Consider the following 14,986-nt stretch of genomic DNA (forward strand, 5'->3'; position numbering starts at 1 on the left):
TAAAAGCGGCCATTTTCCTTATCGAGAACATGCCAGGCCACTATTCCCTCGACGGCCCCTACCTTCGGCAACTCCAACGAGTCATCGACAGTACGGAGACCCCTTACTTGATGAAGAAAGTCATCCTCATGCAACCCCTCCGTTATCCCCGTTCCCGCCAGCAACTCAGGGCGGAACCGGACCTCGAACAAGTGAAAGCCGACTACCTCATTCACCAAATTGACCAAGCCTTCCGGCTATGGACCAACAGTCCTTGGCTCGAAGACCTCACTCTTGAAAATTTCCTTGAATATTTACTACCTTACCGGATTGGTAATGAACCCCTCGATTATTGGCGGGATTCCATAGATTCTCGGCTAAGGGAACGCCTGCAAGAGGCAGGACGCTACTTTGATAACCAAAAACACTCCCCCTACAACATGGCGCAGATCGTTTACGGTCACGCCCTAGGACTTGATTCCGGAAAGGACAACCTGGCAGGAATCCCCTTCTCGGCTAAAGAATGTGTCTTTTCTAGCCAACTACAACTACTGGCATATCGCATGGTAGGTATTCCCGCAGCCATAGACCACGTCCCCTATTGGGCCGACATGAACGGATTCCACGAATGGACGGTCGTCATGGATACCAAAAACAAGGACATACTCGCCGGGCAGATAGAGATGAAAAACGCTCCGAAAGTGTATCGCCGTACGTACTCGATCAACCCCATTCCCGTTCCCGAAAAGGATGAATACATTCCCCCGTTCTTCACAAACCCCTTCAACCGGGATGTCACCAACAAATACCTGCACACCTCGGATATTACGGTCACCGCAACTGTCCCCGTGCAGGCACGACACGCTTATCTCGCCATATTCAACGGGCGAGAACTCCGGGTCGTCGACTGGAGCGACGTGCAACAAGGCAAAGCCCACTTTCATGCCATGGGTTCCAACATCGTGTATTTTCCCGTCTATTTCGAGAAGGAATACCAGCGAAACTTTGCCTATCCCTTCATCCTGCGGGCAAACGGGACAACCGTCACATTACGTCCCGACACGACACGACGACAGACACTCACCCTCACTCGTAAATATCCTTTACATCACAACAAAGTGTACCATGGCAACGCCCTTGTCGGGGCAAGGTTTCAAGCATCGAACGATCCAACATTCCAAAACCCCGTAACCATCCACCGTGTCACCCACAACCCTAATATGCAACCCGTAATCGTTCCGGTCGATACCACGCAAAAATACCGTTACTGGCGATTTAACCATACCAAGATCGTGGAACTCGCCGAGTGGAGATTCAAGGACAACCGAGGCCTAAACCTAACAGGAAAAAGCATTGACCCCGAAGGTAGAGGAGCCCGCCTCGCCAACATTTTCGACAATGACCCGCTTTCCCATGGAAGAATATCCCATCGGCTCGTCGTGGACTTCGATCACCCCGTCAGCGTGTCGGAAATTATCTACCTGCCCCGCAACGATGCGAACGGCGTGTACCCCGGAAACGAGTACGAGCTATTATACTTCGACCTCGGTGGTTGGCAATCTCTCGGTTGTAAAATCGCCACGGACTACTCCGTTGATTTTGAAAATGTTCCATCGAACGCTGTTTATTGGCTGCGCAATCACACGGCTGGCAAGGAAGAGCGCGTATTCACGATACAAAACGGAGAACAACGTTTCTGGTAAAATAAAATCATCATTTTTATTCGTGTTTCCCTTCTTCTTTCAGGAAAAATAGCTAATTTAGGCTATTCATTAAAGAGAGAGGTTATGTTGGATACGATAAAACAGTTCCTCAAGGAACACGAGATTGACGAGAAAGCGGGATTTATCATTGCCGTTAGCGGGGGAGCCGATTCAATCACTTTACTCCACGCATTCAAGTACTTGAATCTACGCATACACGCCTTGCATTGCAACTTCAACCTGCGGGGCAAAGAATCAAACATGGATGAACAATTCGTGAAACGGTTCTGTGAAACCTACGGTATCCCTATGAGCGTGAAACGCTTTGACACCCAAGAATACGCCAAGAAAAAAGGCATCAGCATAGAGATGGCCGCTCGGGAACTACGCTACGACTGGTTCGAAGAAATGCGCCAGAAGAAAAAAATGGACTACATTGTAGTGGGACACCATGCCGACGATCTTGCCGAGACTCTCTTTATTAATATATGTCGCGGAACCGGCATCAAGGGGCTCACCGGTATTCGTCCCGTCAAAGATCGCATTCTACGCCCGCTCCTGTCCCGTTCCCGGGAGGAGATCATCACTTACATCGAGCAAAACCAACTGGGGTATCGTACCGATTCCACCAATAACTCGCTCGACTACGTGCGGAACAAAATTCGCCACATGATCATCCCCGTATGCAAGGACATCAATCCCTCATTCCTCAACACGGTACGGGAAAACTGTAACACCCTCAAGGAAGTGGAGCAAATCTACCGTTACGGCATCGACCGTTTGAAAGAAGAAGTGATTAGCGAGGAAAACGGGGAAACCCTTATTGACATACAAAAGACACTGGCAGCCCCAGCCCCTTACACGCTCTTGTTCGAGATCCTACGGCCATATGGTTTTAACGCCACGCAAATCGAGGATATTCTTGAAAGCAGCGACGCCATTCCCGGAAAACAATTCGAGGCCGAAGAATACTTACTTACGAAAGGCAGGATCTACTGGCGGCTATTCAATATCTTAGAAAAAGAAGACAAACGCACTCTTTTGGCAGATAGTGGAGAATACCACGTTGATGACAGCATCTTCCGGCTCGAAGAACAAGACATCGATGACTCTTTTATCGTTCCCCGTGATCTTGACACAGGGTGTTTTGACCTCGATAAAATCACTTATCCCCTCGTATTACGCCACTGGTCCATGGGTGACTGGTTCTGCCCTCTCGGTATGAAACGTAGTAAAAAGAAATTGAGCGACTTTTTCACAGACTTGAAATTCAGCGCCAAGCAGAAAAAAGACTGCCTTCTCTTACAATCTGGCAAGGACATCATTTGGGTGGTCGGCCATCGCATAGACGATCGCTACAAAGTATCTCCTGCTACCAAAAGAGTTTTAATTATCAAACAAATAAAAGGAATTTAATACGCATTAAATGATCAATACTCTAAATAGAAAAAGAGGCCCGTCGGCCTCTTTTAACACACTAACAATAAATTTACTACACTTATAAAAGCAAAAAACATTTCCTTCAATTGCTGGGCAAAGATAAATATTTAAAACGTTTGCGCAAACTTTTTTAAGAAAAAAAACGTTCGCGTATAACTAATCTAAAAGTTCTTTGTTTTTCATTTTTTTATCCATACTTTTGTGTGAGTTTACGACATTAAACGAGAGAGTTAACATCATTATTAACCAAATAATAAAAAAACAAATGTCAAAGATTAAAGTTGGTATCAACGGATTCGGACGTATCGGTCGTCTGGTTTTTAGAGCTGCAATGACAAGAGACGATATTGAAATCGTTGGAATAAATGACCTTATCGATGTCGACTACATGGTTTACATGTTGAAATATGACACCATGCACGGTCGTTTCAACGGAACCGTTGAGGCTAAAGATGGAAAACTCGTTGTAAACGGACACGCTATCCGTGTTACAGCAGAGAGAAACCCGGAAGACCTGAAATGGAACGAGGTGGGTGCAGAATATGTAGTTGAGTCAACCGGACTTTTCTTAACGAAAGAAAAAGCAGAAGCTCACTTAAAAGCCGGGGCAAAAAGAGTCGTGATGTCCGCCCCGTCAAAAGATGATACCCCGATGTTCGTGATGGGTGTAAACCACAAAACCTACGCCGGACAAACTATTGTATCTAACGCATCATGTACCACAAACTGCTTGGCCCCGCTGGCTAAAGTAATGCATGATAAATTCGGCATTGTTGAAGGTTTGATGACCACCGTACACGCTACCACCGCTACCCAAAAAACAGTAGACGGTCCTTCTATGAAAGACTGGAGAGGTGGACGTGCCGCTGCTGGCAACATCATTCCGTCATCTACCGGAGCTGCTAAAGCTGTAGGTAAAGTAATCCCGGAACTGAACGGAAAATTAACCGGTATGTCATTCCGTGTTCCGACATTGGACGTATCTGTTGTTGACTTGACTTGCCGTCTGGAAAAAGCTGCAACTTACGAAGAGATTAAAGCCGCCATGAAAGAGGCTTCTGAAAACGAACTGAAAGGCATCCTCGGTTATACCGAAGAAGACGTTGTTTCTTCTGACTTCTTGGGTGACGCCCGCACTTCTATTTTCGATGCTAAAGCAGGTATCGCATTAAACTCTAACTTCGTGAAACTCGTTTCTTGGTATGACAACGAGTGGGGATATTCCAACAAAGTTATCGAGTTAATCGCTCACATGGCTACAGTAAAATAAAAAAAGGGGCATAAGCCCCTTTTTTAGTCTATTACACACACTAACCACATGGAAAATAATCAACAGAAACGACCATACAAGCTAGGTTTGGTATTAAGTGGAGGGGGAGCCAGAGGATTCGCCCATTTAGGCGTTTACAAGGCGATGCAGGAGCTGGGAATTAAACCGGACATCATTTCGGGAACCAGTGCAGGAGCAATAGCCGGGCTTATATTTGCATCCGGTCACTCGGCAGAGGAAGGGCTTAAATTCTTTCAAGACAGAAAACTACTCGACTTCGCACGACCTTTAGTCTCCAAAACCGGAATCATGACCATGACCGGAATGGAAAAAAGGTTATCCGAGTTCATTCATGTTGAAACTTTCGAGGAACTACAAATACCGTTGGTAGTCACCGCCACCAACATGAACTTGGGCATACCTACGCATTTCAGCACGGGCAAAGTAGTCCCCTGCGTGTTAGCATCCTGTTCTATACCCATCGTATTCGTACCCGTCACCATCAATCACCACCAGTACTCGGACGGTGGAGTATTTATGAACCTACCCGTGCGACCGATCCGGGAGTTATGCGAGACAGTTATCGGCGTACATATCGACCCGTTGGAGCCCTGTAATCACATCAAAAGCATGGTCCACTTAGCCGAACGCTCCTTCCACATGGGTATTCTGTCAAACATGAATATCGACACCCGCTTGTGTGACATCGTTATCGTGCCGAAACACATCAGCCGATACAGCATGTTCGACCTTAATAACATCGAAAAAATAGTGGACGAAGGTTACCGACAGGCTAAAGTCGTATTCTCTCGCCCAAAAATCATGAAAAAACTGAATTGCCTAATGATTCAGTGATCCCATCGATGAAGTGATTTAGTGATTTCCGATTAGGTGATTATAAATCACTAGATACTTAAATGTAAAATGTAGAATGAAAAACTACCCCCCTCTAACTCCCCCTTACACAGGGGGAGAAACGAACGCAAGGAGCGCTACAATGTTTCAATGCAGCATATCCTCCCCCTTGGAAAGGGGAAACCAGAAGGGGGCCAATCTAAAATTTAAAATCTAAAATTACTAAATTACCATGTTTTCTTCCCTTCAAGCCCTTGGAATATCTTCGTTGAACGAGATGCAAGAAGCCTCACTGAAAGCTCATCGGGAAACCGATCACATCATCCTGCTCTCTCCCACTGGATCTGGTAAAACCCTGGCCTTTCTGTTACCCTTACTGGAAAACCTTGCCCCGGATAACACGAAAGCACAGGCCATTATCCTAACCCCATCAAGAGAACTGGCCTTGCAGATAGAGCAAGTATTCCGTTCCCTGAAAAGCGGTTTCAAAGTGGTATGCTGTTACGGGGGACATGACATCAACGTGGAAAGTCGCAGTCTGGCATATACGCCCACGCTTATCATCGGGACTCCGGGACGCATACTCGATCACGTCACCCGGGGGACAATTGACACAAACTCAATCTCCACCATCATTCTCGATGAGTTCGATAAGGCTCTGGAATTCGGTTTTCAAGAAGACATGGAAACCATCTTCTCGTACTTGCCACACCTGCAAAAGCGAGTCTTAACCTCTGCAACATCGGCCATCGAGATACCAAAATTCACGGGCCTACGAAACCCTCTCATGTTGGATTTTCTTGAAGGTGCCGCACCGATCAAGTTAACACTCAAAAGCGTGTACACCGAAGGTAACAACAAACTCGACACGCTCTACAAGCTACTGTGTGATCTAGAGGAAGGTCCTACCCTGATTTTTTGTAACTATCGGGAACGGGCGGAAGAAGTGAGTAATTACCTGTGGGATAAAGGTGTCAATAACGAATATTTTCACGGGGGAATGGAACAGGAAGAACGCGAGCGAGTGCTGTGTAAATTCCGCAATGGAAGTACGTACATTTTCATCTCGACAGACCTCGCCTCCCGCGGTCTGGATATCCCGGAGATAAAATACATCATCCACTATCACCTCCCCGAAAAGCCGGAATCCTTCACCCATCGCAACGGTCGAACTGCACGGATGAATGCCTCCGGTACCGCTTTTCTCCTACTCGACAGGGATGAATCCCGCCCGGATTTCCTAACCGAAATCCCGGAAACCTACCACCCCGTCGGTAAATACCCCGCCCCGGCAGAACCATTCTGGTCCACCCTCTACATTGGCAAAGGGAAAAAAGACAAGGTCAACAAAATGGATATCGTCGGTTTCCTCTGCCAAAAAGGGAACTTGAAAAAAGAAGACATTGGTAAAATCGAAGTCAAAGACCATCACTCTTTCGTCGCCGTCAAGCGAGGCAATCTAAGACAACTACTTTCCCTCATCCGAAGAGAGAAAATCAAAAATATGAGAGCCAAAATAGAACTTTCGAGGTAAAGTAATGTAGAACAAATTTTAAAGACTAAAATAAAAGGGACTTTCCAGTCCCCTTTAACTTATATACTCTTTCATTTTCTCCACGATCCCTGCATTTCCGGCCAGTATGGCTATCCCCCGGTCCTCCCGGAAGGGTTCAACATGACCGCCCGCCTCCTGCACGATAAGTACTCCGGCACACACGTCCCAAAGTTTCAAACCCAGTTCCCAGTACCCATCCAGAAACCCGGCTGCAACCCCACAAAGATCGTAAGCGGCAGATCCCATACGCCGTATTCCCCGCAGATGTGGCAGAATACGACTTAAATTGTCGATATTATTCACAGGATGTATTCCCTTGTCGTAAGGGAAACCCGTGGCTAGCACGGAACGATCGAGTTCCGTCTTGTCGGAAACGTGGATCGGGGCATTGTTTAGAAAAGCCCCTTTGCCTCGGATTGCCGTGTACAGCTCGTTCAAGTAGGGAGCATACACAACTCCTAACAACGTCTCTCCCCGGTATTGCAGCCCGATAGACACGCAAAATACGGGTAATCCCTGGCTATAATTATTTGTCCCGTCCAAAGGGTCCACCACCCACAGATAGTCGCTATGAGCATCATGTTCCCCACTTTCTTCCCCCAACACACTATGATCGGGAAAACACTTGCCGATACGCTCGATCAGCATGGACTCACTTAGCTTATCCACCTTCGTCACGACATCATGTACCGTTGACTTCGTTTCAAGTTCCAAATGTCCACTTCTGAAATAAGAGTATTGAATTTTCCCAACTTCTTTCGCCCATGCCACCGCAAGCGCCAACGTGTTTTCCAAATCTATATTCATGATAATTTATTCCTTTTTAGGATTCTCCTTTGTATCAATAATCTTTACTTTAAACAATAAAGTAGAATAAGCCGGGATGACATAAGAACCATCATACTCTCGCAATCCGCTATAGCTATATCCCATACCAGATGAAAAAAGGATAATAGCCTCTTCCCCAACTCTAAGTTCGGGCAAAGTCAAAGAGATTCCCTTTATCATATTCGGTAAAAACCATTTCACCTCATCATCACTCTCCATTTTCATGAATTGTCGTAAAGGAGTATTATATTCATCTAAAATCTTTCCCTCCGCCCACACGGTAACACTATCCGTCGCTTGAATAGACTTACCACTCAAATTCTCTTTTGTCTTGACAATTAAAGCAATCGTGTCGGTTGCCCCTTCATGCAAATAAACAGTTTCAGAAACTGTTAAATCGTTATCTTTGATATACTGCTTGATCATTTCGTTCTCAAAAGCAAGTAGATTATCCTCCTTCACGATACCCTCCACGGTATATTCCCGATAAACTAAAGCAGTTGAAAGACTCATAATACTCGAAATAATTGAACTTCCCGTTGTTCCTTCCGGAATATTCATTAAAATATCAGATAACGGATCGATATATTTTTCCGCATCTGTATTCATTTGCACTAATATCGGTCCTCCTAAAGTATAATAAGGAGAAACTCCGGCACCGACGGCAACACTCGGATCCGAAGAATCAATAATATTCCCCGTCAAACTCTTTTGCGTGTAATTAATCCAAACGAAATCACCATACGTTGCTTTCTTTCCTTCTTTCTGGTAATTAAACAAGTAAGCGTAATCCTCTATATTCTCTTTCAGGTAAATATATTGATACTTGAAGATCTTCGGATCAGAATCCTTACTATACACAAAGTCTTTAATCCTAGCCTGCTCATCCTCAAATGTTTTCTTCCAGTTGTCACCATCATCATCGGAACACCCGATGAATCCGCTTGCCAAAAGGCAAAGCAGCATTACCCAATAATTACTTTTCATTTTCCGTTTCTATTTAGCTGTTATTTTTCAAACTATTCTTCTTCCGTTTTAGGTGGAACCACTTTACGAATCCGTACCCAATACCATAACGTTGAGTATGGAGGAATTAAATATTGTTTAAGTTTAGTACGATCTCGGAAAGTTATTTCCCGGGTTGTACCTACCGCACCATAAGCCATTCCATAAGGTACAATAATATGTGCAGAATCTCCAGCTTGTAAATGCTGTAATCCTTTCACCAACCCTGTTGGATAATTTTTCTGCCAAGTCTCATTAAACAAGAAATAAATAGAATCACGTCCCATACTTCTCAACACCCGATTCTGTAATCCCACATCATCCAGCAAGCCATAATCCATTTCCAACAAAACAGAATCCCCCACTTGAATATCTCGATCGCCCGTTCCTTTCTCCAAAATAGCTGTATAAGTAACTGTATCCCGCTCTCCAATAGATGAAATTTCTCGCGTAGGAAAGTCAACAAAAGCATTCTCCACGCCCATAATGTCTACTAGATAACTTCGAATCAACCCATATTCATTCACTTTCACATCGTTAATGAGCTTATGTGCCTTTAACTTATAATGTAACGGTTTCCCGTAATTATTCTTATCTCCGGCCAAAATAGAGGGTACAATCATTTCTCCTCCCATACTTCCAACACTAATATGTCGAAACGCTTCCGCCACATAATCATATTTCTTGATCGTGTCATAACGATAAAGTACCGGTCCTCCAAAAGCATAAGTAAACGTGGAATCACCCTGTTCGGGAGATGTCGTATCCAATTTACCTCCATTCAGATAGAATTTCTCGTAATCCATCAACACCCATCCCGAATCCTTTGCCACCTCGCCACTATTATCGTAATTGAAAATAAAAACCGTATCAATTAACATACCATGCACGCTATAATACTCAAGATAAAGAATCGGCGTGGTAATTTGACTCAGGTACTCGTGAATAGCGATCTTCTCATTTTCCAATGTATCAATCAAATCGAGTTCCTCTTCATCGTTATTACAACCGAAGAAAGTCAACGCAAACAAACTGCTTAATAGAATCAGAAATTTATTCATTACACTATTTATTATCTATTGGTACTTCTACCCACGCACCTTGATGCAAGCGCATCGTGCTTTTTATTCCGACTTCCCGCAACCACTCGAATGCCAACGCCCGGTTGTCATTTACCAGCTGGGGCAAATGGGCGTCAGAATTCACCATCACGGGAATATTCAACTCTTTCAACCACTTGAAATACTTCACATTGGGGAACATCATCCCCTTCTTCGTGTATGCTTTCGTGTTCACCTCCACCATGACGCCTTTCTTCGCTATCAAGGACATATAGTCCCACAACAACCGATTATACCACTCCTGTTCCGTCAACGTGCTATCCATCAGTGAACCGTTCATGGATATTTTATCCAGATGCGCCACAAAGTCAAAACCACCCAACTCTACCATCCGGGAAGACGCCTTGAAATAAGCCTCCACGAGATATTTCAGATCATCATGAAAAATCAAACGCAAATTCTCCCTAAAATCCTCGAACTTCCCGTCCATATCCATGATCTCACCCGTCTGTTCCTCGGTCACGAGATGCACGGAACCAATGCGGTAATCCAGCGGCATACGCTGAAAATATTCTACTGCCGGTCCCCAATCATCATTCAGATAATCAATTTCCATCCCCACGTAAAGCTCGATCTGCCCCGCGTATTTCTCCTGCAAACGTTTTATCTCCGTCAGGTAAGCCTCCACGTTTCCTTTGCTTAAAGACCAACGGGTCTCGAAAGGAAGTGGTGAGTGCGAAGAGATCCCGTAACTATGGAATCCCGCCTCGATGGCAGCCTTCACGAAATTCTCCGCCGGGGCTTTCCCGTCACAAAAATTACAATGACTATGATACGTGCATAAATCCATCAGCTACTCCTTCACCCAAGCATGAACAATTTCGGCCACGTACACTTTGTGGAAATCCTTCTGGCCGTACTGGCTATCCACGATCTTCTTATCCAGAAAAGCCTCTTCCTTCAAGAAGTCAGTATATAATTTCTTACACTCCAACACCAATGTTGCTTCCTCAAAAGCCGGATTCCCGGCCTCCGTGAAATAGGGTGTCAACCCGCTTTCCTGCACCTTGTTCACGTCACGCCCGGAAACAGAACCACATACATTCAATGCATGACGGTACTTCTCGTCAAAAAATGACAAGGTAAACTCATCTTTTTTCTCCGTAAACTCGAACGTGTAACGTTGTGGCCGCACGAACACCATCACCACGGGTTTATTCCACAAATACCCCATCGATCCCCAACTAGCCGTCATCATGTTGAACTTCACCTGATCCCCAGCCGTCACCAACATCCAATCCTGACCGATCAACTTGATCACGTTCTTGTCTATATCTTTCGGTGCAATCTTTTTCATATTTTATATCTTTTTACCGGCTACCGGTTTCAAGTAGCCGGAATCACACAATCTAAAATCGTAAATCTAAAATCATTACATTCTCTCCGGCATCTCTATTCCCAACATACCCATGGCATTCTCTATTGCCACGCTACATTGTTGTGCCAGTAGCAAACGTAAATTACGCACTTGTTCGTTTTCTTCCTTCAGGATAGAATAATCATGGTAGAACTGGTTAAACTCCTTCGCCAGCTCGTAAGCATAATTCCCGATCAACGCCGGGCTATAATTATCCCCTGCCTCCTTCACGACTGCGGGCAATTTAGCAATCAGCTTAACCAGATTTTGTTCTTTCTCGGTTAATGCCGTGTGAATATCTCCCGGAACAATCTTTACCCCGGCCTCTTCCGCTTTACGCAAAACAGACTTAATACGAGTATAGGTATACTGGATAAATGGACCCGTATTCCCATTAAAATCAATGGATTCCTTCGGATTAAACATCATGGTCTTCTTCGGATCGACCTTCAAGATAAAATACTTTAGCGCCCCCAAAGCAACCTTACGATACACGTCCTCGGCCTCTTCCTTCGTGTAACCGTCCAGTTTCCCCAACTCCTCGGAAGTCGTACGAGCCGTGTGAATCATCTCGTCAATCAAATCATCGGCATCCACCACCGTCCCCTCCCGGGATTTCATTTTCCCCTCCGGTAATTCAACCATACCGTAAGAAAGATGCTTGATCTTGTCGGCCCAATCGAATCCCAACTTCTTACAAACCAATGACAACACCTGAAAATGGTAATTCTGCTCGTTACCCACCACGTATATCTCCTGATCCATGTTAAACTCGTTGAAACGATCGTATGCTGTACCAATGTCCTGCGTCATGTAAACAGAAGTCCCGTCATCCCGCAACAACAACTTGTGATCCAACCCATCACCGGTAAGATCGGCCCACACGCTTCCGGTATCTTTCCGGTAAAGTACGCCATCAGCCAAACCTTTCAACACGAGGTCACGTCCTTTCTTGTATGTCTGTGACTCGAAATATACTTTGTCAAACGAGATACCCATCATTTTATAGGTCTCGTCAAAACCTTTCAATACCCAATCGTTCATGGTCCGCCACAAGGAAACCACCTTTTCGTCCCCGGCTTCCCACTTGCGCAACATCTCCTGAGCCTCCAACAATATCGGGGCCTCTTTCTTTGCCTCCTCTTCCGTTTTGCCTTGCTCCATCAACTCCTTGATCTGCGCCTTGTACTCCTTGTCAAAACGCACATAATAATCTCCCACGAAGTGATCCCCCTTAGTTCCTGTACTTTCCGGAGTAGCACCGTTGGCAAACTTCTCCCACGCAATCATACTTTTACAGATATGAATTCCCCGGTCATTCACCAAGTTCACCATAATCACCTTATGCCCGTTTGCCTTCTGAATCTCAGAAACCGACCATCCCAGAAAATTATTCCGGATATGTCCCAAATGCAACGGTTTATTCGTGTTCGGTGAAGAGTACTCGATCATGTAGGTCTTCCCGCTAGGCACCTTCGCATAACCGTACTTTTCCTCTTTTGCCACGTCATTCAACACCTCGATCCAGTAAGCGGAAGAAATCACCACGTTCAAAAATCCCTTGATCACGTTGTAGGTTTCCACCTCTTCAATATTTTGTTTCAAATACTCTCCCAGCTCTTTAGCCGTTTCCTCGGGCGATTTTCTGGAATATCGGGTAAACGGGAAAACGACCACCGTCAAATCACCGGCAAATTCTTTCCGGGTTTCCTGCAACTGTACGTCTTTCTCGGTTAATTCAACCCCATAACAAGCCTTTACGGCCTCCAGCACCTGCTGAGTAAGCATTTTTTCTATCGTCATATCTCTCAAACTTTTAATACCGTATTATCCATTGATTTGCAAAAATACAATTTCTTGCTATAAATCCCCGCTAAACCCGAAAAAAAACAGCATAATTTTTCCCCTATTCTCATGATCTCCAAAAAATCACAAAAACAAGGGAAAAACTATAAAATAATAGCTTATTATCTAAGCATATATCACGCTATTTTACCCAGCATAATTTCACGACGAAGTAAATTGTAATTGTATGATGCACTTTGATAATACAACCCCGTTTCTACATCCACGATCTTTTCGTAAAGCTGTGAATTATAAACTAAACTTAAAGCCTCCGTGATAGAAAGTCCATATTCCTCCATCACCCGTAAAGTCAGACGCTCCACCAAAGAATCTATCAAGAATTGGGTTTCATTACTCATCTTATTGATTCAATCGGTACGTTAGAACCATGAAACAAAATCATCATTCCAACCCTCCCCCGTTACGTTTACAAATAACCGAAAGATCATTTACCGCATCATATATTGAAAGCTGATGCTCTGCCTCATAACATTCCTCCAAGAAAGCCAGCCCCTTAAATCGTTGCAAATAAGCAAAAGCCTGCTTGGCACTCAAGCTATAACGCTCGCCAAAAGCATTTATGCAATAAATGATATAAGTTACTCGATTTTGAAGTTGTTTATTCATCTTCTATCTTATTTATTCCAATTTCATAAGCAAAGATAGTGAAAAACCAATCACAAATCATAATTCATAAATCTAAAATCCTACCGTCCTCCCAAAATTCTCACATATTCCGCATACGCCACCTTATACTGGTAATTCGCCGAAACCACGTTCGTGTAGGCTTGCAACCAAGTCGCCTGCGAAGACAACACATCCAGAATAGGCAACTTCCCTTCATTATAGCTAAAGGTATTCAATTTCAAATTCTCCCGGGCAATCTCCAACGTGGAATTGGCAATCTCCACCTGTTTCCAGTTCTCGTTCAACTTCACCCAAGCATTTGCCAGTTCCTCTTTCACTTGATCCTCGACTTTACTCATGGCTAACTCCTTACTTGTCTCCATCGTACGATTCTGTTTCACGTACTGGCGTTTCTCTCCCCAGTTGAAGATAGGCATACTCAACTTTGCGAAAGCCACCGTCGCGAACTTCTCGTCACCGGAAACATTAATCAATGGCGTACCCCACGTCTCCTTCACCCCCACGGCCAGCTGCGGCAGATACTTGGAACGTATAATCTTGGTCTGTTGCTTGGTCAAATTAAAATCCTGCACGGCAATCTGGTAATCGGCTCTCCGTTTCAAAGCCACTTCCAACGGTTGTAAACCCGGAACGATCACCGGTTTCTGAATCGAGTCAATAATAACCCACTTTTCCTCTAAAGGAACCCCCATCATGATTTTAAACGACTGCATCGCTGTCTGATAATTCATCTGCCGGGTAGATTCTTGCAACTCTGCCTCCTTCAGGCGGGTCTTCACCATCAGCAAGTCCGTCTTGCTGATCGCCCCCTCGTCAAAACGTTTTTGTACAATCCCGTCCAGTTCCTTCACGATCAACACGAACTCTTGGGAAATATAAAGCAGACTCTCGTTAGCCGCCAACGTCCAATAACTCACGTCAGCCGCGTAAACAATATTATCCGTCGTCAACTCTTCCCCCAAACGGGCAATCGCTTTCTGTAACTTCGCCGCCTCTTGCTGCTTGCGTACCATACTCCCCGCGTACACGTTCTGCGACAATGCCGCCTCTGCCGAATAATTATTGTGTTTCAGATCAACCCCTTGCATAAATTCCACGTCTTCTATCTGATACGAATAATTCCCGCTTAATTGTAATTTCGGAAAGAATCCCGTTTTTACCCCTTTCAACGCATATATCGCCGCCTTGACAGCCTCCCTCGATTGCTTAATGTCCTGATTATACTCCAGCACCTTCGCCCGGTACTCCTCGACCGTCAAGGTCTGCGCTATTCCGCTCCCCAACGCCATCCATAAAATTCCTATTGTAATAACAAAAACCTTCATACAATTAAAAATTGAATATTGAAAATAAACTCCCTCCCCCCTTCGGGGTACTCCC

The 14,986-nt window shown here is 44.8% G+C and carries 14 protein-coding genes; 5 read left to right on the top strand and 9 right to left on the bottom strand.

Features of this window, described 5'->3' with window-relative positions:
- The first annotated feature begins 29 nt into the window (after positions 1 to 29).
- From F1644_RS04370 to F1644_RS04390, 5 genes are all read left to right on the top strand, one after another.
- Positions 30 to 1,682 carry a hypothetical protein gene (locus F1644_RS04370; protein ID WP_147344462.1) on the top strand — a complete coding sequence of 551 codons (1,653 nt, stop codon included), beginning with the start codon at positions 30 to 32 and terminating at the stop codon, positions 1,680 to 1,682.
- Between the two features lie 84 nt (positions 1,683 to 1,766).
- On the top strand, positions 1,767 to 3,098 hold the full coding sequence (gene tilS, locus F1644_RS04375; RefSeq protein ID WP_087422180.1) for a tRNA lysidine(34) synthetase TilS: 1,332 nt from the start codon (positions 1,767 to 1,769) through the stop codon (positions 3,096 to 3,098).
- A gap of 289 nt (positions 3,099 to 3,387) precedes the next feature.
- Positions 3,388 to 4,392, top strand: coding sequence for a type I glyceraldehyde-3-phosphate dehydrogenase (gap, locus tag F1644_RS04380; protein WP_118301982.1), 1,005 nt, complete (start codon positions 3,388 to 3,390; stop codon positions 4,390 to 4,392).
- 48 nt (positions 4,393 to 4,440) lie between these two features.
- Complete coding sequence (locus tag F1644_RS04385) at positions 4,441 to 5,247, top strand: patatin-like phospholipase family protein (RefSeq protein ID WP_118301981.1); 807 nt, start codon at positions 4,441 to 4,443, stop codon at positions 5,245 to 5,247.
- Positions 5,248 to 5,479: 232 nt separating this feature from the next.
- Positions 5,480 to 6,781 (top strand): DEAD/DEAH box helicase, encoded by a 1,302-nt coding sequence (locus tag F1644_RS04390; protein ID WP_118301980.1) that lies wholly within the window; start codon positions 5,480 to 5,482, stop codon positions 6,779 to 6,781.
- Positions 6,782 to 6,835: 54 nt separating this feature from the next.
- Here F1644_RS04390 and F1644_RS04395 read toward each other — a convergent pair whose 3' ends face one another.
- The 9 genes from F1644_RS04395 to F1644_RS04435 form a co-directional block, all read right to left on the bottom strand.
- Positions 6,836 to 7,609: an inositol monophosphatase family protein gene (locus F1644_RS04395; RefSeq protein ID WP_118301979.1), complete on the bottom strand. Its 774-nt coding sequence runs from the start codon at positions 7,607 to 7,609 to the stop codon at positions 6,836 to 6,838.
- Positions 7,610 to 7,615: 6 nt separating this feature from the next.
- Positions 7,616 to 8,617: an FKBP-type peptidyl-prolyl cis-trans isomerase gene (locus F1644_RS04400; protein ID WP_118301978.1), complete on the bottom strand. Its 1,002-nt coding sequence runs from the start codon at positions 8,615 to 8,617 to the stop codon at positions 7,616 to 7,618.
- A 32-nt stretch (positions 8,618 to 8,649) separates the two neighbouring features.
- On the bottom strand, positions 8,650 to 9,696 hold the full coding sequence (locus F1644_RS04405; protein ID WP_087422175.1) for an FKBP-type peptidyl-prolyl cis-trans isomerase: 1,047 nt from the start codon (positions 9,694 to 9,696) through the stop codon (positions 8,650 to 8,652).
- Between the two features lie 4 nt (positions 9,697 to 9,700).
- The gene (locus tag F1644_RS04410) at positions 9,701 to 10,546 is read right to left on the bottom strand and encodes a histidinol-phosphatase (protein WP_118301977.1); all 846 of its coding nucleotides are present in this window, start codon (positions 10,544 to 10,546) and stop codon (positions 9,701 to 9,703) included.
- A 3-nt stretch (positions 10,547 to 10,549) separates the two neighbouring features.
- Positions 10,550 to 11,053, bottom strand: a complete 504-nt coding sequence (locus tag F1644_RS04415; RefSeq protein ID WP_118301976.1) for a flavin reductase family protein — start codon at positions 11,051 to 11,053, stop codon at positions 10,550 to 10,552.
- A 75-nt stretch (positions 11,054 to 11,128) separates the two neighbouring features.
- Positions 11,129 to 12,916 (bottom strand): arginine--tRNA ligase, encoded by a 1,788-nt coding sequence (gene argS / locus F1644_RS04420; RefSeq protein WP_118301975.1) that lies wholly within the window; start codon positions 12,914 to 12,916, stop codon positions 11,129 to 11,131.
- Between the two features lie 179 nt (positions 12,917 to 13,095).
- On the bottom strand, positions 13,096 to 13,317 hold the full coding sequence (locus F1644_RS04425; RefSeq protein WP_229782467.1) for a hypothetical protein: 222 nt from the start codon (positions 13,315 to 13,317) through the stop codon (positions 13,096 to 13,098).
- A 43-nt stretch (positions 13,318 to 13,360) separates the two neighbouring features.
- A complete protein-coding gene (locus F1644_RS04430) occupies positions 13,361 to 13,585 on the bottom strand; it encodes a DUF3791 domain-containing protein (protein WP_118301974.1) in 225 nt (74 codons plus the stop codon).
- A gap of 80 nt (positions 13,586 to 13,665) precedes the next feature.
- Entirely contained in the window at positions 13,666 to 14,931 is a 1,266-nt protein-coding gene (locus F1644_RS04435; protein WP_118301973.1) for a TolC family protein, read from the bottom strand.
- Positions 14,932 to 14,986 lie beyond the last annotated feature (55 nt).

The organism is Butyricimonas paravirosa (assembly GCF_032878955.1).
Classification (GTDB): Bacteria; Bacteroidota; Bacteroidia; order Bacteroidales; family Marinifilaceae; genus Butyricimonas; species Butyricimonas paravirosa.

Bases quoted from the DNA above. Each gene is read 5' to 3' on its own strand.
- F1644_RS04370 (WP_147344462.1), top strand. From the start codon at position 30: ATGCCAGGCCACTATTCCCTCGACGGCCCCTACCTTCGGCAACTCCAA.
- tilS (WP_087422180.1), top strand. From the start codon at position 1,767: ATGTTGGATACGATAAAACAGTTCCTCAAGGAACACGAGATTGACGAG.
- gap (WP_118301982.1), top strand. From the start codon at position 3,388: ATGTCAAAGATTAAAGTTGGTATCAACGGATTCGGACGTATCGGTCGT.
- F1644_RS04385 (WP_118301981.1), top strand. From the start codon at position 4,441: ATGGAAAATAATCAACAGAAACGACCATACAAGCTAGGTTTGGTATTA.
- F1644_RS04390 (WP_118301980.1), top strand. From the start codon at position 5,480: ATGTTTTCTTCCCTTCAAGCCCTTGGAATATCTTCGTTGAACGAGATG.
- F1644_RS04395 (WP_118301979.1), bottom strand. From the start codon at position 7,609: ATGAATATAGATTTGGAAAACACGTTGGCGCTTGCGGTGGCATGGGCG.
- F1644_RS04400 (WP_118301978.1), bottom strand. From the start codon at position 8,617: ATGAAAAGTAATTATTGGGTAATGCTGCTTTGCCTTTTGGCAAGCGGA.
- F1644_RS04405 (WP_087422175.1), bottom strand. From the start codon at position 9,696: ATGAATAAATTTCTGATTCTATTAAGCAGTTTGTTTGCGTTGACTTTC.
- F1644_RS04410 (WP_118301977.1), bottom strand. From the start codon at position 10,546: ATGGATTTATGCACGTATCATAGTCATTGTAATTTTTGTGACGGGAAA.
- F1644_RS04415 (WP_118301976.1), bottom strand. From the start codon at position 11,053: ATGAAAAAGATTGCACCGAAAGATATAGACAAGAACGTGATCAAGTTG.
- argS (WP_118301975.1), bottom strand. From the start codon at position 12,916: ATGACGATAGAAAAAATGCTTACTCAGCAGGTGCTGGAGGCCGTAAAG.
- F1644_RS04425 (WP_229782467.1), bottom strand. From the start codon at position 13,317: ATGAGTAATGAAACCCAATTCTTGATAGATTCTTTGGTGGAGCGTCTG.
- F1644_RS04430 (WP_118301974.1), bottom strand. From the start codon at position 13,585: ATGAATAAACAACTTCAAAATCGAGTAACTTATATCATTTATTGCATA.
- F1644_RS04435 (WP_118301973.1), bottom strand. From the start codon at position 14,931: ATGAAGGTTTTTGTTATTACAATAGGAATTTTATGGATGGCGTTGGGG.